17 protein-coding genes and 2 pseudogenes are annotated in these 16,056 nt (G+C 66.9%); 6 read left to right on the top strand and 13 right to left on the bottom strand.

Translation table 11 applies throughout. The features are described from left to right. Position 1: 1 nt before the first annotated feature. From VJV41_RS16000 to VJV41_RS16015, 4 genes are read right to left on the bottom strand one after another with little or no spacing between them, the layout of a single operon-like run. A complete protein-coding gene (locus VJV41_RS16000) occupies positions 2 to 1,324 on the bottom strand; it encodes an NtaA/DmoA family FMN-dependent monooxygenase (RefSeq protein ID WP_325335363.1) in 1,323 nt (440 codons plus the stop codon). Continuing rightward, entirely contained in the window at positions 1,321 to 2,442 is a 1,122-nt protein-coding gene (locus tag VJV41_RS16005) for an LLM class flavin-dependent oxidoreductase (protein ID WP_325335365.1), read from the bottom strand. Before VJV41_RS16005 ends, VJV41_RS16000 begins: the two co-directional genes overlap by 4 nt. Then, complete coding sequence (locus VJV41_RS16010; RefSeq protein ID WP_325335367.1) at positions 2,439 to 3,524, bottom strand: LLM class flavin-dependent oxidoreductase; 1,086 nt, start codon at positions 3,522 to 3,524, stop codon at positions 2,439 to 2,441. The genes VJV41_RS16005 and VJV41_RS16010 overlap by 4 nt, the downstream gene beginning before the upstream one ends. Continuing rightward, on the bottom strand, positions 3,521 to 4,015 hold the full coding sequence (locus tag VJV41_RS16015) for a GNAT family N-acetyltransferase (protein WP_325335369.1): 495 nt from the start codon (positions 4,013 to 4,015) through the stop codon (positions 3,521 to 3,523). The genes VJV41_RS16010 and VJV41_RS16015 overlap by 4 nt, the downstream gene beginning before the upstream one ends. 126 nt (positions 4,016 to 4,141) lie before the next feature. Between VJV41_RS16015 and VJV41_RS16020 the strand changes: the two are divergent. Then, positions 4,142 to 5,004: pseudogene (locus tag VJV41_RS16020) on the top strand (SDR family oxidoreductase). 75 nt (positions 5,005 to 5,079) lie between these two features. Here the strand turns inward: VJV41_RS16020 and VJV41_RS16025 are convergent. The 6 genes from VJV41_RS16025 to VJV41_RS16050 form a co-directional block, all read right to left on the bottom strand. Then, complete coding sequence (locus VJV41_RS16025; protein WP_325335371.1) at positions 5,080 to 5,496, bottom strand: hypothetical protein; 417 nt, start codon at positions 5,494 to 5,496, stop codon at positions 5,080 to 5,082. A gap of 1 nt (position 5,497) precedes the next feature. Further along, positions 5,498 to 6,712 (bottom strand): O-succinylhomoserine sulfhydrylase, encoded by a 1,215-nt coding sequence (locus VJV41_RS16030; RefSeq protein WP_325335373.1) that lies wholly within the window; start codon positions 6,710 to 6,712, stop codon positions 5,498 to 5,500. Next, positions 6,709 to 7,122 (bottom strand): rhodanese-like domain-containing protein, encoded by a 414-nt coding sequence (locus VJV41_RS16035; RefSeq protein ID WP_325335476.1) that lies wholly within the window; start codon positions 7,120 to 7,122, stop codon positions 6,709 to 6,711. The genes VJV41_RS16030 and VJV41_RS16035 overlap by 4 nt, the downstream gene beginning before the upstream one ends. Before the next feature lie 85 nt (positions 7,123 to 7,207). After that, positions 7,208 to 7,615 carry a lumazine-binding protein gene (locus tag VJV41_RS16040; RefSeq protein ID WP_414684972.1) on the bottom strand — a complete coding sequence of 136 codons (408 nt, stop codon included), beginning with the start codon at positions 7,613 to 7,615 and terminating at the stop codon, positions 7,208 to 7,210. Positions 7,616 to 7,644: 29 nt separating this feature from the next. Next, positions 7,645 to 8,892 (bottom strand): formate-dependent phosphoribosylglycinamide formyltransferase, encoded by a 1,248-nt coding sequence (purT, locus tag VJV41_RS16045; protein WP_325335375.1) that lies wholly within the window; start codon positions 8,890 to 8,892, stop codon positions 7,645 to 7,647. Positions 8,893 to 8,915: 23 nt separating this feature from the next. Next, on the bottom strand, positions 8,916 to 9,224 hold the full coding sequence (locus VJV41_RS16050) for a UBP-type zinc finger domain-containing protein (protein ID WP_325335377.1): 309 nt from the start codon (positions 9,222 to 9,224) through the stop codon (positions 8,916 to 8,918). A gap of 41 nt (positions 9,225 to 9,265) precedes the next feature. Here VJV41_RS16050 and VJV41_RS16055 point away from each other — a divergent pair, with 41 nt between their 5' ends. Both VJV41_RS16055 and VJV41_RS16060 read left to right on the top strand, forming a co-directional pair. Then, positions 9,266 to 10,855 (top strand): Na+/H+ antiporter, encoded by a 1,590-nt coding sequence (locus VJV41_RS16055; RefSeq protein WP_325335379.1) that lies wholly within the window; start codon positions 9,266 to 9,268, stop codon positions 10,853 to 10,855. A gap of 27 nt (positions 10,856 to 10,882) precedes the next feature. Further along, positions 10,883 to 11,011, top strand: a pseudogene (locus VJV41_RS16060) (ferredoxin); the annotation flags it as partial. Here VJV41_RS16060 and VJV41_RS16065 read toward each other — a convergent pair. From VJV41_RS16065 to VJV41_RS16075, 3 genes are all read right to left on the bottom strand, one after another. Beyond that, entirely contained in the window at positions 11,000 to 11,647 is a 648-nt protein-coding gene (locus VJV41_RS16065; protein ID WP_414684971.1) for a hypothetical protein, read from the bottom strand. The pseudogene VJV41_RS16060 and the gene VJV41_RS16065 overlap by 12 nt on opposite strands. Positions 11,648 to 11,743: 96 nt before the next feature. Beyond that, the gene (locus tag VJV41_RS16070) at positions 11,744 to 12,379 is read right to left on the bottom strand and encodes a PaaI family thioesterase (protein WP_325335382.1); all 636 of its coding nucleotides are present in this window, start codon (positions 12,377 to 12,379) and stop codon (positions 11,744 to 11,746) included. Then, a complete protein-coding gene (locus VJV41_RS16075; protein ID WP_325335384.1) occupies positions 12,379 to 13,674 on the bottom strand; it encodes an adenylosuccinate synthase in 1,296 nt (431 codons plus the stop codon). Before VJV41_RS16075 ends, VJV41_RS16070 begins: the two co-directional genes overlap by 1 nt. Positions 13,675 to 13,743: 69 nt before the next feature. On the opposite strand from VJV41_RS16075, the gene VJV41_RS16080 reads away from it, so the two are divergent. The 3 genes from VJV41_RS16080 to VJV41_RS16090 are packed head-to-tail and all read left to right on the top strand — an operon-like array spanning position 13,744 to position 16,055. Next, complete coding sequence (locus tag VJV41_RS16080; protein WP_325335385.1) at positions 13,744 to 14,331, top strand: peptidase M50; 588 nt, start codon at positions 13,744 to 13,746, stop codon at positions 14,329 to 14,331. 9 nt (positions 14,332 to 14,340) lie between these two features. Next, entirely contained in the window at positions 14,341 to 15,120 is a 780-nt protein-coding gene (locus VJV41_RS16085; protein WP_325335387.1) for a site-2 protease family protein, read from the top strand. Positions 15,121 to 15,164: 44 nt separating this feature from the next. Further along, positions 15,165 to 16,055, top strand: a complete 891-nt coding sequence (locus tag VJV41_RS16090; protein ID WP_325335389.1) for a cation diffusion facilitator family transporter — start codon at positions 15,165 to 15,167, stop codon at positions 16,053 to 16,055. Position 16,056: the final 1 nt, after the last annotated feature.

Below are 16,056 nucleotides of genomic sequence, written 5' to 3' on the forward strand. Positions count from 1 at the left end.
CCTATAGCCCGAGGTGTTCGCGCAGGGTATGGCCGATGTATTCGGTGCGGAAGCTGCCGCGCTCCTGCAGCAGCGGCACCACGCGGTCGACGAAGTCGTCGAGCCCGTGCGGGGTGAGGTGCGGCACCAGGATGAAGCCGTCGCAAGCGTCGGACTGCACGTGCAGGTCTATCTCGTCTGCGACTTGCGCGGGTGTGCCGACGAACTGCTGACGGCTGGTGACGGCGATGATCAATTCGCGGATGCTCAGGCTCTCGGCCTCGGCACGTTCCCGCCACGCCGCGGCAATTGCTTTCGGGTCGCCGTGACGAACGCGCCCCTGGGTGACGGTCGGGTCGTCGGCGGGTTCGACGTCGGGCAGCGGACCGTCGGGATCATAGGTGGATAGGTCTCGCTGCCAGACCTGTTCGAGCATGGCGATCGCCGTCTGCGGGCTCACCTGTTGATAGCGGATGTGGCGTGCCTTTTCGGCCGCCTCTTGCGGGGTGTCGCCGAGCACGAACGTCGCTGCGGGAAACACCTTGAGCTGGTTGGGATCTCGACCGTACGACGCCGCGCGACCCTTGACGTCGGCGTAGTACTTCTGCCCCGCCTCCAGCGCGGAGTGCAGCGTGAACATCGCGTCGGCGTGTTTGGCGCCGAAGGCGCGACCGTCGGCGGAGTCACCGGCCTGCAGCAGCACCGGATGCCCCTGCGGCGGGGGCGGCAGCGTCGCGACACCGCGAACGTCGAACTGAGGGCCGTTGTGCTCGACCTGACGAATGTGGCTGGGGTCGGCGTAGATTCCGCTGTCGCGGTCGGCCACAACGGTGTCGCCCGCCCAGTTGTCCCAGAACTCGCGCGCCACGACCAGGAATTCCTCGGCGCGCTTGTAGCGGTCCGAGTGGTCGAGAAACCCGCCGCGACGGAAGTTCTCTCCGGTGAACGCATCCGACGAGGTGACCATGTTCCAGCCGGCGCGGCCATCGGACAAGTGGTCCAGGGTCGCGAATTGCCGTGCCACTTCGAAGGGTTCGTTGAAGGTCGTGTTGATGGTGCCGGTCAGACCGATGTGTTCGGTGATGGCGGCGAGCGCGGCCAGCACGGTGAAGGTATCGGGTCTGCCCACCACGTCGAGGTCGTGGATGTGTCCGCGATGTTCGCGCAGGCGCAACCCCTCGGCGAGGAAGAAGAAGTCGAATAGTCCACGCTCGGCCGTTCGTGCCAGATGCACGAACGAGTCGAACTCGATCTGGCTACCTGAGTCCGGATCCGTCCACACCGTCGTGTTGTTGACGCCGGGAAAATGTGCGGCGAGGTGAATTTGTTTGCGCGGCTTAATCATCCAGATAGCCCCCAGCGCTTGGCGATCAGTTCGTGCGAGCGGAGTCGGTCGGCGTGACGGTGGGTCACCGACGTGATGACGAGCTCGTCGGCGCTCGATACCCGCTGCAGCGTCTCCAGCTTGTCGGCGACCTCGTCGGGATCGCCGACGAATTGGGTTGCGGTGCGGTCCTTTACCACCTCGACTTGTGCATCCGTCAGCGCTGCGACATTGTCGGGATCGGGGTAAGGGACGGCGCCGTCGCCGGCTCTGATGGAGTAGACCCAGTGGCCGTAGCTGGAGGCGAGATGCTGTGCGGTGTCGGTGTCGTCGGCGACCACGACATCGGCTGAAACGACGACGTATGGCTCTGCCAAGGCTTTGGAGGGTTTGAAAGCGGCGCGGTAGGCGTCGATTGCGCCGAGCGCGCTGGCCGGAGTGATGTGGTAGCTCGCGACGAACGGCAGGCCGTGCGCGCCGGCCACCTGGGCGCTTTGCCCCTTGGTGCTGCCGAAGACCCATGGCGTGAGGCCGGCGCGGTCACCGGGAACGGCGTGGGCGTCGACGCCGTCGACCTCGTACGTGCCGGCGAGCAGCGCGACGATGTCGTCGACCTGCTGGGCGAAGTCGGGTGCGACGGCTTCGGGCTGCTGCAGCACCGACATGCGCGCACGCAGCCGCGGATTGCGCATCAGGACGTTGATGTCGAAGGGCGGCGGGATGATGACGCCGTCGACGTTGCGCCACTCGCGCGGCGGCTTGGGCTTGGGCCTGTTGTCGCCTTGTTTGAGCGCCTCTCTGCGGCGCTGACCGGAGCGGCCGACGCCGAGGTCGATGCGGCCGGGGTGGAACGCGTCGAGCATGCCGAAGCTTTCGACGACGGCGATGGCGGTGGTCTGCCCGAGCTGTACGGCGGCGGCGCCGACGCGAATGCGGTTGGTGGCTGCGGCGATCTGGCCGATGAGCACCGCGGGTGACGAGCTGGCGACCGCGACGAAATGGTGTTCGGCTATCCAGTAGCGCTTGAAGCCCCACTGCTCGGCGTATTGGGCAAGGTCGACGGTGTTGTGCAGGGCCGTCGCGGCATCACAGCCTTCGCTGATGGGCGCCAGGTCCAGAATGGAAAGTGGAACGCTCACGATTCCGCCCTCGCGTAGCGATTCTCGGCGACAGGCAGCCCGAGCCGTTCGCGCAGCGTCTCGCCGTCGCGGTAAGCAGTACGGAAGCGACCGGCCTGCTGAAGCAGGGGCACTACTTCGTCGACGATGGCAGGCAGGTCGACGGCGTTGACGGCCGGGCGCAGGCGGACGCCGTCGAGGCCGTGGCCTTGCCAACGCACGAGCAGATCCACCAATTGTCTTGGTGTGCCGTCGAAGACAAGGGCATCCGAGCGCGGATCGGTGTGGCCGGCGAAGGTGACGAAGAGGTCCGCGTAGACCTTGAGGTGCGCACCGCCGGCATCGGCGACCTCGCCGCGGATGATCTGCAGGGAGTCGTCGTCCTGCGGAGTGATGAAGACCAGATCCGCACTGCGGGCGGCGAATTCGTAGATGCGGGGAGCGTGAGCGAGCGCGGCGACGACGGGTTGGCCCTGCGGCGGGCGGGGCGTGATCGACGGCCCCTTGACGGAGAAGTATTTGCCGGCGAAGTCGATGTAGTGCAGTTTGCCGCGGTCGACGAACCGGCCGGTCGCGATGTCACGGATGACGGCGTCGTCCTCCCAGCTGTCCCACAGCCGGCGGACGACTTCGACCGCGTCGGTGGCCTCGTCGAACAGATCGACCTCACGGATGTCTCGCCGGCCGAACAGGTCGGCCTCATGTTGGGTGCCACTGACTCGGGGCTGCCAGCCCGCCCGGCCGTGGGATACGAAGTCAAGCGTGGCAATGGCTTTCGAGATGTGGAACGGCTCGGTGTGGGTAACGGTGGCGACGGGTATGAGCCCGATGTGTTCGGTGACTGGCGCCACTCGCGAGGCGACGAGAACGGCGTCGGGACGGCCTGAGAGCCAACGCGGTTCGATTTCTGGACGACGACGGCGTTGCGGGGCCAGCGAGTCGTCGAACGTCACGAAATCGAGCAGGCCGCGTTCGGCGGTGGTGGCGAGACCGGACCAGTATCGGCCGCTGGTGACGGGCCGCAGGTCTGATGTGTGGCGCCAGGCCTCCGGGTGCCAGCCGTAGCCTTCGAGTGCGACCGCGAGGTGCTGCTGCCCGGTCATCGGAGGGTCTTCAGGAATGCGATGGGATAGACCTCGCCCTCGGCGGGCAGCGGCTCGGCCAGGCGGGCGTATCCCGTCGACAGGTAGAGCGCTTCAGCCTCGGGCTGACGATCGCCGGTCGTGAGGTAGACGCGACGGTAGCCGCGGGCGGCGATGTCGGCCTCGAGTTCGACGAGCAGCGCCTTGGCATGTCCTTGCCGGCGATGGCCACTGTCGGTCCAGATGCGTTTGAGCTCGGCGGTGGAGTCGTCGAAGCGGCGGAACGCGCCGCCTGTGACGGGTTGGCCGTTGACGAGCCCGATGAGCAGACCGCCGGTGGGCAGGGCGAACTCGCCGGCGGGATAGTTGCGCAGCCATTTCGCCACGGCCGCCTCGGTCGCGCCGTACCGGCTTGCGTACTCGACGGCGAGTTCGGCCAGCAGCGGCTCGGCCAGCGGGTCGTCCTGACCGACCGCGACGAACCGGAGTTCGCTCACTGCTGACATGTGCATCACCTCAATGTCTAACGCGGGCCGACACTCTGCATTCCAGAGTCGCTGATTCACTCACCTTGATTCGAACTCGGCCCAGCCCAGCCCTCTTCCAACGCAAACTTGACACGTGTAAAGTTTCGCCGCATGGACAGGATCCTGGGCAAGACCATCGCAATTACCGGTGCCGCGCGTGGCATCGGATACGCCACCGCGAAGGCGCTGCTGGCCCGGGGTGCGCGCGTCGTCATCGGCGACCGCGACGTCGCACTGCAGGAGTCGGCCGTCGCTGACCTGACCAAGCTGGGGCAGGTCTCCGGTTACCCCCTCGATGTCACGACCGCGAATCGTTCGCGACGTTCCTCGACAAGGCGCGCACCGACGGAGGCGGCCACGTCGACGTGCTGATCAACAACGCCGGCGTGATGCCGATCGGCCCGTTCCTCGAGCAGTCCGAGCAGGCGATCCGCTCCGCGATCGAAGTGAACTTGTATGGCGTGCTGACCGGATGCCAGCTTGTGTTGCCGGACATGATCGCCCGCCGCAGCGGCCACATCATCAACATCGCCTCGCTGTCGGGTCTGATCCCGGTCCCGGGCCAGGTCGTGTATGTGGGGGCGAAGTTCGGCGTGGTGGGGCTGTCCGCCGCGTTGGCAGATGAGATGGCGCCGCACGGGGTCGAGGTATCCGTGGTGATGCCGCCGTTCACAAACACCGAGTTGATTTCCGGCACGAAGACCGGCGGCACCATCAAACCTGTCGAGCCCGAGGACATCGCCGCGGCGGTCATCAAGACGCTCGACAAGCCGAAAACCCATGTCTCCGTGCCGACTCCGCTGCGGTTCACCGCACAGGCGGCGCAGATGCTCGGACCGCGCGGACGGCGTTGGCTCAACAAGCGCTTGGGGCTCGACAGCATCTTCCTGGACTTCGACACGACCGCGCGTCGCGGCTACGAGCAGCGCGCCCAGGCCGCGCAGGGTGTGGTCGAGGGGCCCGACAAGGGTTAGCCCCATCCGACGAACGTTCCTTACCGCTCGACATCTCCGCGAATTTTCGAGCGGTAAGGAACGTTCGCGGGCCTGTTAGTTGAAGTCCGGGGGCGGATTTCCGAAGCGATACGTCTCGATGACGTCGATGCATTCGAAGAACTCGTCCGGCGTTAACTCGCTGTTGTCCGCCGTCCCGACGAGCATCAGATGAACGACCTCGGCGTCCTCGTCAGCCGACATCCACACCGTCGTCAGGGGCGCGAGGTCATCGCCCGTGACCTCGGCACCGGATGGCTCGTAGTACCAGAAGACGAAGTCCTCGTCGGACTCTTCCTCGTCAAATTCCCAGCCGCGCTCGGTGATTCGCTGGTCGAACGCTTCCAGATCGGTAGCGATGGCGGCCTGCGTGGAGACGAGTTCGTCCAATACGTTCTCGGGTAGCCACCCCGAAACCTGCGCAGCCTGGCGCTTGCGCCGGCGCGCCTTCTTGCCCTCTGACCGCCGCGACACCCTAGCTCAGAGCCTGGTCGAGATCGGCGATCAAGTCGTCAGTTCCCTCCAGCCCCACCGAGACTCGCACCACCCCGTCGCCCAGTCCGATCGCCGCCCGGCCCTCGGGGCCCATCGCCCGGTGCGTCGTCGTGGCGGGATGCGTGATCAGCGATTTGGAGTCGCCCAGGTTGTTGGAGATATCGATGATCGCCAGCTTGTCGAGCACCTCGAAGGCGCGATCCTTGCTGCCACCCTTGAGCTCGAACGTGATAACCGTTCCGCCACCGGTCATCTGGCGTTTCGCCAAGTCGTACTGCGGATGAGACTCGAGGAACGGATACCGCACCCAGCTCACGGCGGGGTGTTGCTCCAGGAACTCGGCGATCCGATGCGCCGACGCGTTCTGGTGCTCCACCCGCACCGCCAGCGTCTCCAGACCCTTGAGCAGGGTCCACGCGTTGAACGGGCTCAGTGCAGGACCGGTGTGCCGCATCAGTTTCTGCACTGGCTCGTCGATGTATTCCTTGGAGCCGAGGATCGCCCCGCCGAGCACACGGCCCTGCCCGTCGATGTGCTTGGTGCCCGAGTACACCACCACGTCGACGCCCAGCGGGAAGCCCTGCTGCAGAATCGGCGTAGCAAAGACGTTGTCCAGCACCACTTTCGCGCCCGCCGCATGCGCCAGGTCGCAAACGGCCGCGATGTCGACCAGCGACTGCATCGGGTTGGACGGCGTCTCGAAGAACACCGCCTGGGTCGGCTTCGACAACGCCTCTTCCCATTGCGACAAGTCGTCGCCGTCGACGAAAACCGTCTCGATACCCCACCGCGGCAGAATCTCGTTGCACACGACGAAGCACGAGCCGAAGAGGCTGCGCGCCGCCACCAGCCGATCACCCGCCGCCAACAAAGCCCCCAGCGACGTGAACACCGCCGCCATGCCCGTCGCCGTCGCGAAGCACGCCGGCGCGCCCTCGATCAGCCGCAGCCGCTCCTCGAACATCGAGATCGTCGGATTGCCATAGCGCGAGTAGACGTACCGGTCGATCTCGCCGGTGAAAGCCTTCTCCGCCTCCGCCGCGGACGAGTAGACGTACCCCGAGGTCAGGTACATCGCCTCGGCGGTCTCCTCGAAGCCCGACCGCAGCAGCCCGCCTCGCACGCCGATGGTCGCCTGGCTGACCCCGTCGGGCAGCTGGGCCGGCCGACGAACGGAGGGAACCTCGGAACTCATGACTGCCTCCACGGCAGGCCGAGGGCTTTCCAACCGGTACCGCCGCGGTGACCATGCTCGTCCAGATTGCCTTCGAATCCGTCCAGCACGTTGTACGACGGCGCGATGCCGGCGTCGGTTGCGGCCTCGGCGGCGCCGATCGACCGGTTGCCGGAGCGGCACAGGAACACCACGGGCCGGTCGCCGGTCGTGACGCCCGCGGACTTGAGCTCGTCGACGAAGCCGTCGTTGTGCGTACCGTCGGTGCGGTTCCACTCGATGTAGACCACATCGCGCTGCAGCGAGGTCAGATCGGGCACCCCGACGAACCGCCATTCGGCGTCCGTGCGACAGTCGACCAGCACGGCCTCGGGGTGGTCGCTCAGCAGCTTCCAAGCCTCCTCAGGCGTGATGTCTCCGGCATAGCTCAATTTCTCGACTCCCGCTCCCACCGGTCCTCGCTGCGATCCTCTCTCGCGCTCGTCTTCGGTGCTCACGGTCGTGAGTGTCCCATAGTCAGCTGGGGCCGGGTGAACAGACCTTCCATGCTCTGTCCTCGCGCACGAACGTCGTCGAGACGTCCGATTTGGCGTCCGGTGCCTTGCCGAAATGATAAGTCACCGTCGCGGTGGCGCGGTCACCGTCGATCACCACCTTCGTGACATCGTCGACGAACCGCTCGCCGCGCTTGGCCACCGAATCTCGTTGCCGGGCAAGTACTTCAGCCTCGCCGCCTTGCTGGGCCTTGCATGTATAGGTGCGAAAGTCGCCGTAGTGCTGCCGCTGCAGCGCATCGTTTTGACCCACTGCCGCGCGGCCGATTTGCTGGTCCTCGGGCACGTCGTCGCTGTCGAAAACATTGAACAGCGCGATTGTGATCACGACGAGCACAATGATTGCCAACGCGCCCAGGAACGGCGCCATCGTCGGACGGTCGGACTCGGCGGGCTCGGTCACCAGAGTTTGCGCAGCGACGTAGCCACCCGGCGTGCCCGGTCCCGGGCGACGATCGGGTCGGGCGCCGTGGCCAGCGCCACCCCGAGCCGTCTGCGGCCGTCGGTTTCGTCGGGTCGGTCGAACAGCCGGACGTCGCTCTCGGCGACCTCCAGCGCTTCTGCGAGCACCGCGCCCACATCGACTCCGTCCCGTTTGACACCGGTGGATTCTGCTCCGGCGTAGCTGACTTCCGCTGCGGCCGGCGAGATCATGATGGTGTCGACGGGCAGGCCGAGGATCGCGCGGGCGTGCAGCTCGAACTGCGAAAGCCGTTGCGACCGCAACGTCACCAGGCCGCTGTCGTACGGGCGCGGCCGCACGTCGGAGAAGTACACCTCGTCGCCGCGCACCAGCAGTTCGACCCCGAACACACCACGGCCGCCGAGCGAGTTCACGATCCGCGCCGCGATCGACTTACCGGCGTCCAGCGCAGCGGGCGACATCTGCTGCGGCTGCCAGGATTCGAGCACGTCGCCGTCGGCAAGGCGGTGCCCGATCGGCTCGCAGAACCGCACGGCCGGACCCGAGGGACCGGTGGTCCGGACAGTCAACAGCGTGACCTCGAAGTCCACCTCCACGACCGTCTCGGCCATCACTCGGTTGTGCGGAATCCGCCCGGCGGCCACGGCGCGCCGCCAGGCCGGCTCGACGTCCTCGAGACGCAGCAGCACCGATTGGCCCTCACCGGGCGGCGCCGCGATCGGCTTGACCACCAGCGGGAACCCGCCATGCTCAGCCACCGCGGTCAGCTCCTCGGCCGTGCCCGCGAACCAGAACGGCGCGGTCGGCAGGCCCAGCTCGTCGGCCGCCAGCCGGCGCAGACCCTCGCGGTCGACGGACAGCCGCGTGCTGCGCGGCGTCGGGAAGACCTCGACGTTGCCTCCCTCGGCCACCGCGATCAGCGCATCGGCGGCGATGACACCCGCCTCTGCGACGACGTATCGCGGTTTCTCCTTCGCGATCAGCGCCGTCAGCTCCTCGGCGTCGTTCATCTTCACGACGGCTGCTCGATCGGCCACACCGTGCGCAGGCGCGTCGGCGTAGCGGTCGACGGCGATGACGTCTGCGCCGAGCCGCTGGAACGCCAGCGCCAACTCGCGGCTCAATTCGCCGGAGCCCAGCAGCATCACGGTCGATGCCGTCGACTGAGGTGGATCTTGCACGACCGGCTCGGGTCCGGTCTCGCCTTCTGTGGTCTCACTCATCGCGCGTCCAGCCTGCCAGATTCTCAGCCCAGCCGGACGTCGATGTAGCACCACCGCCAGTTCTCCCCTGGCTCGGCGGAACGCATGACGGGATGGCCGGTTTGATGGAAGTGTTCGTTCGCGTGCTGGTGCGGGCTCGAGTCGCAGCATCCGACGTGGCCGCAGGTCAGGCACATGCGCAGGTGCGCCCACGTATCCTCACCGAGCTCATCGCACTCCTGGCATTTGCCGGATGTGCGCGGCTGGGGCTCGGCGATATCGGCCGCTAAGTGCTCACATGTTTCGGAGACCGCCGAGGAATTCGGTTCGCGCTCGCGTGATCTCCTCAGCATGCTGATCAGGATACGGACGGCGACGAAGGGGGTTTGGCGACGTGGGTGCCTCGCTGCTCGCAGTTCTGGTGGTGTCGGTGCTGTTGGCCGCGGTCGCCCGCCGCTACGACGTGTCGGCGCCGCTTGCCCTCGTCGTCGCCGGACTGGCAGGCGGTCTGATACCCGGTTTCAAGCAGATCGAACTCGACCCCGAACTCGTGCTGTACGTGCTGCTGCCACCGCTGCTGTGGTCGGCGGGTCTGGAGAGCAGCTACCACGCGCTGCGGCGCAACGTCCGTCCCATCGGGCTGCTCGCGGTGGGGCTCCCGCTGGCGACGACGTTTGCGGTCGGCTGGGTCGCGTACAAAACCGTCCCGGAGCTGACCGTCGCGGCGGCGCTGACCCTCGGCGCGATCGTCGCGCCTCCGGATGCGGTGTCCGCCACCGCGATCGGACGCCGCCTCGGGCTGCCACGCCGCGTCATGACCTTGCTCGGCGGGGAAAGCCTGCTCAACGACGCCACCGCGCTGACCGCATACAAGGTCTCGCTCGCAGCGGCGATCGGTACGGCGGCTACATGGCGCGCCGGGCTCGCGACGTTCGCGCTGGCCGCGGCGGGCGGCGTCGTCGTCGGCGTGGCGCTGGGCGCGATCATCAGCTGGATCCGGTGGCGGCTCGACGACCCGCTCGTGGAGAGCGCGCTGGGCCTGGTGGCGCCGTTCATCATCTACCTGACCGCCGAGGAGATACATGGCTCCGGCGTGCTCGCGGTCGTCGTCGCCGCGCTGATCCTCGGTCAGAAGTCCACCCGCGCGAGCTACGCGACCAGGCTGCAGGACACCGCGGTGTGGAAGGCCGTGCAGCTGGTGCTGGAGTCGTTCGCGTTCCTGATGATCGGCCTGCAGTTGCCGACGGTGGTCAGCGAACTGGCCGGCATCTCGGCGAAGGTGATCGCGATTTCATCGGCGGCGGTGCTCGCGACGGTGATCATCGTTCGGATCGTGTGGGTCTACGTGTTCGCCTACCTACCGCGGATGCTGTTCACGCACATCCGTGAACGTGAACCTGCGCCGACGCCCGCGGGGGTGTTCGTCGTCGCGTGGGCGGGCATGCGCGGGGTCGTGTCGCTGGCGGCGGCTTTCGGCGTTCCGATGACGACCATGTCCGGTGCGCCGTTTCCGGGGCGTCCGCAGCTGGTGTTCCTGACGTTCGTCGTCGTGATCGGCACGCTGTTGCTGCACGGGCTGACGCTGCCGTGGCTGATCCGGCGACTCGGCGTACAGGGCGACGAGGCGCGCACCGACGCGCTCGCCGCGGCGGCCGCGCAGGACAAGGCGGCGCGAGCGGCGGCAGACCGGCTCGACGAACTGCTCGATGCATCAGAAACCACCGACGTGCACGAGCGGGCCGCAGATGTGTTGCGCGGCTGGAACACTCGTAGGCGCAATTCAGCGTGGGAGCGGCTCGGTCGCGACGACGAAGACATCGGCGAGAGCCCCGCGTCGGCCTTTCGCCGGCTACGGCTGGAGATGCTCGCGGCCGAACGCGAGACGTTCATCGCCGAGCGTGACAGCGGCCGCATCGACGACGAAGTGCTGCGCACCGTGTTGCGTGGGCTCGACCTCGAGGAGGCGACGCTGAACCGTGGCTGAGCTCATCGACACCGTGCAGGGAGCCCTGCCGGTGCGGTGTTCGATCAGGACGACGACGGCATCGTCGTGGTGCTCGTCGACGAGGTGCCCGAGGACGAAGAGGACCACGCCCGTGAGGCCGTAAAGCTTTGTCCCTCACAGGCTTTACGACTCGTCGCGGTGGAGGTCGATGACGCCGGCCCGGGTCAGCAGCAGCACGCTGACCAACAGGACCCATACGGGAAAGGCAAGCACTAGCCACATGGTGATGTCGCTGGAGACTAAAAGCCCTAGCGCCGCAACGTAACTCACAGCCACGAGCCAGCGGGGCATGAGTCCTGTTTTCAGCCAAATAGTGGCCAGGGAGATCATGAACACCGCCGCCATCCGCAGCGCGTATGTCTTTGATACGGCGAGCAACACCATCTGCCCGAAGGCAGCCACCTCCGGAGCCCCGGCTGCGTGACTGCGCTCCAAGCCCGCTCCCACACCGGCCGCGACGAACATCATCGCAAGGAACAACAGTCCGCTGCCGATGAACACCGTCGAAAAGAACTTGTCCTCATACCGTCCGAGGCCGTCGCGGATCACACCCATGAACCACAGGAAGGCAATGCCGGCGAACGGCATGATGGTCGCGGCGACCTTGAGATTCGTACTGCCCGAGACCAGCCACTGCGCTCCGGGCTCGGCGCCCTCCGGCAACGCCGTCCGAATCAGTATGAGGGCCGCGCCAAACAGCAGAGCGAAGAGCACGCCGGCCGCCGCGGCAGCCCGTGGGGTGGACAACCTGCGTTGCTGACTTTCGGCCACGCCGTCATGGTGTCACCCGTGTGCCCGAAACTGCGGTCAGATCGTGAATCGATGCGAAATTGCGCTCTGCCCACAGTCTCGGCGGAGCGGCCACGCCTACGGCTGCCCAGGCAGCAAGCGAATCATCAGCCCGTTGGCCTCGGCCAGCAGGTTCTCCTCAGGGTCGCGCAGTTCGGCGTTGACGAACGCCTTACGGCCCTCGGCCTCACGTACCCATCCCCGCGCGGTCAACGGCGTGTCGATCGGCGTGACCTTGCGGTAGTCGACATGCAGGAACGCGGTCCGGCTGATCGGCCGTCCGGCGGCATGGATCACCATGCCGAACACCGAGTCGAACAGGAGCGGCAGCACACCTCCGTGCACGGCGTAGTTGCCGCCGACGGCGAACCGGGAGAACTGCACGCTCAACTCGACACCGTCGGATTCGAACTTGGTCACCCGGTACGGCGGCATGAGCAGGCTGCCCCCGCCGGGCAGGCTGGGCACACGGTTGGCCGGGCCGACGCCTTCGGGCGCCTCGAACGGGTCGAGCAGCTTCACCAATTCCTCGGCGCGGTCGGCCGCCTGCTCCCAGGTTTCGGTGTCGGGATTGGCCGATACGGCCAGATCCTGCGCCCGCCGCATCGCGGTGAGAAACCGGGTGAACCCCGGACCGGGTTCGGCCGGTTGGAAGTTCGGGAATCCGCCGTGCTTGTCGTAGTCGGGGTCGACGAGTCTGGGATCGTCCGTCATCAGCCGGCCGCCAGGACGTCGCGGCGCACGATCGTCTGCTCCCGGCCGGGCCCGACGCCGATACACGAAACATGCGCTCCGGCAAGCTCTTCGAGCCGCAGCACATAGTCGCGGGCCTTGGCGGGCAGGTCGTCGAACTCGCGGGCGTCGGAGATGTCCTCCCACCAGCCCGGCAGCTCTTCGTAGATCGGCTCGGCACGGGCGATGTCGGACTGGGTCATCGGCATCTCGTCGGTGCGCTTACCGTCCACGGTGTAGCCGACGCAGATCGGCACCGTCTCCAGGCTCGACAGCACATCGAGCTTCGTCAGGAAGTAGTCGGTGATGCCGTTGACGCGGGTGGCGTAGCGCGCGATCACCGCGTCGAACCATCCGCAGCGGCGGCGTCGACCCGTCGTCACGCCGACCTCACCGCCGGTCTTGCTCAAGTACTCGCCGAACTCGTCGAACAGCTCGGTGGGGAATGGACCCGACCCCACCCTGGTGGTGTAGGCCTTGAGGATCCCCAACACGGTGGTGATGCGAGTCGGGCCGATGCCGGAGCCGACGCACGCGCCGCCCGCGGTCGGATTCGACGACGTGACAAAGGGATACGTACCGTGGTCGACGTCGAGCAGTGTGCCCTGCGAGCCCTCGAGCAGAACGGTCTCGCCCTTTTCGAGTGCAGCGTTGAGCAGGTAGCGGGTGTCGGCGATGCGGTGCTTGAACCCTTCGGCCTCCGCCAGCAGCGTGTCGACCACCTCGGCGGGCTCGAGCGCCTTGCGGTTGTAGACCTTGACCAGCACCTGGTTCTTGAGCTCCAGTGCGCCCTCGATCTTTTGGGACAGCACTGACTCGTCGAGCACGTCGGCGACGCGAATGCCGATGCGGGCGATCTTGTCTTGATAACACGGGCCGATGCCGCGTCCGGTGGTGCCGATCTTCTTGCTGCCCGCGTAGCGCTCGACAACCTTGTCGATCGCGACGTGATACGGCATCAACAGATGCGCGTCGGCGGAGATCAGTAGCCGTTCCGTGTCGACGCCGCGGTCCGCAAGCCCCTGCAGCTCGGACAGCAGCACACCGGGATCGACCACCACACCGTTGCCGATGACGTTGGTGACGCCGGGCGTCAGGATGCCCGACGGGATCAGGTGAAGGGCGAAGTTCTCCCCCGTCGGCAGCACGACGGTATGGCCGGCGTTGTTGCCGCCCTGGTAGCGCACGACCCACTGAACGCGGCCACCGAGTAGATCGGTGGCCTTTCCTTTGCCCTCGTCGCCCCACTGGGCGCCGATGAGCACGATTGCCGGCATGGCATTTCTCCCGCTTATTGTGATGCAGCCGGTGAGCTACCTTATCCCAGCTGCCCACGAGGAGCCGTGTTGACCACAGCAGACGTTGTGGCGGTGTTGTTTGGTGGACGCCGGTTGCCGCGGGCATTGCGCGGCCTGCGGGTGGTCGGACTCGACGATGTCACCGACTGGCGCCGCGTCGTTGTGGTCGGTTCGGATGCCGACCTCGCCGCGGTGCTGACGCGGCTGCTGCGTGCGGACCGGCTGAATGTCGAGGTCGGCCACGCGCGTCGAGCGTGGAACGCTCGGCGGGCCCGCACCGGCGAGGCGCTACGAGTGCCGCTGATCCGCGACGAGACAGGCACCGTCATCACCAAAGCCGCCTACTGGCTGCCCGCCGAAGACGAACGCACGATCCACGGCGAGGCCGTCGTCGACGACACCCTGCTGTTCGACGGCGAGGCGACCGCAGTGCGGATCGAGCCGATCGACACCATGCCCGGCCTGCGAGCCAGCGCGCTGTCGAGCCGCATGCGGCCGAAACGCTGGGTCACCGGCCGCGCCGCGCAGCTCGGCACCGACGCTGCGTTGGTGGTGCGCGACGGCGTGCAGGGCCCGCGGCCGGTCAGACGGTCGACGTTCTATCGACATACCGAGGGATGGCTGCGGGTTCGGTAGCGTCGACTCGTGACCATCCGCCCGCTGCACCAGTCGGTGCGGCCCAGCCCGATCTTCCTGGCGATCGTCGCGATCACCGCGGTCGGCGGCGTACTGGCGTGGCTGGCCGCCGACGCCATACGGCCGATGGCCTACGTCGGCGTGTTCATCTTCGTGATCGCGGGCTGGCTGGTGTCGCTGTGCCTGCACGAGTTCGCGCACGCCTTCACGGCGTGGCGGTTCTGCGATCACGACGTCGCGGTGCGCGGCTACCTGACGCTCAATCCGCTGAAGTACTCGCATCCGCTGCTGTCACTGGGACTGCCGGTGCTGTTCATCGCGCTCGGCGGAATCGGTCTGCCCGGCGGCGCGGTGTACGTGCGCACGTCGTGGATGACCAAGCGTCAGAGGACGTTGGTGAACCTGGCGGGGCCGTTCACCAACCTGGTGTTCGCCGTGCTGCTGCTCCTACTCACCCGCCTGCTGTACGACTCCGGACACGCGGTGTTCTGGGCAGCCGTGGCCTTCCTCGGCTTCCTGCAAGTGACCGCGTTCGTGCTCAACATGCTGCCGATCCCGGGTCTCGACGGCTACAGCGCGCTGGAGCCGTACCTGAGCCCGCAGACTCAGCGGGCCGTGGCACCGGCCAAGCAGTGGGGCTTTTTCATCCTGCTGATCCTGCTGGTCACGCCGCAGCTCAACCATTGGTTCTTCTCGGTGGTGTTCTGGTTCTTCGACTTCTCGGGCGTGCCCAGCGCGCTGCCCGCGGTCGGTAGCCAGCTAACGCGGTTCTGGTCTGCGTGGACGTGACGAACGCCTTGCGATATATGCGACTTTGCGCATAGATTGCAGGCATGGGTGCCGGACATGATCACAGCAATGCCGACACCCGTGTCAGCCGGATGGTCATCGCCGCGGCGATACTGACCGCGTTCTTCGCCCTCGAGCTGACGACCGCGCTGCTGATCAATTCCATCGCGCTGCTGGCCGATGCCGGTCACATGCTGACCGACCTTGTCGCGATGTTCATGGGGCTCACCGCGGTGCTGCTCGCACGTCGTGGCAGCTCGTCGCCGGCCCGCACTTACGGCTGGCACCGCGCCGAGGTGTTCACCGCTGTCGCCAACGCAGTTCTGCTGATTGGCGTAGCGGTATTCATCCTCTACGAGGCGTTCGAACGCCTCGGCAACGCGCCCGAGGTACCCGGCGTGCCGATGATCGTGGTGGCGCTCGCCGGGCTGCTCGCCAACGCCGTCGTCGTGTTTCTGCTCCGGTCGCATTCCCAGGAGAGCCTGGCCGTCAAGGGCGCCTACATGGAGGTCGTCGCCGACACCGTCGGCAGCATCGGCGTGCTCATCGCGGGCATCGTCACGGTGACGACGCACTGGCCCTACGCCGACGTCGTGGTCGCGGTGTTCGTCGCGTTGTGGGTGCTCCCCCGCGCCATCGCTTTGGCCCGCGCGGCGCTACGCATCCTGTCCGAGTCGTCGCCCACCCACATCGACGTCGAGGAGCTGCGCACCGCGCTGTGCGCGGTCGACGGCGTGACCGAGGTGCACGACCTACACGTGTGGACACTGGTGCCGGGCAAGGACATGGTCACTGCGCACCTCACCAGCAGCGCGGACTCGGCACGGGTGCTCGATGACGCGCGTGCGGTGCTGACCGCCCGTGGGCTGGACCACGCGACCGTTCAGGTGGAGCCACCCGAGGGCGCCGCCGACTGCAGCTGCGAAGCCGAGTGAT

Origin of the sequence: Mycobacterium sp. (assembly GCF_035274705.1) — a bacterium.
Classification (GTDB): domain Bacteria; phylum Actinomycetota; class Actinomycetes; order Mycobacteriales; family Mycobacteriaceae; genus Mycobacterium.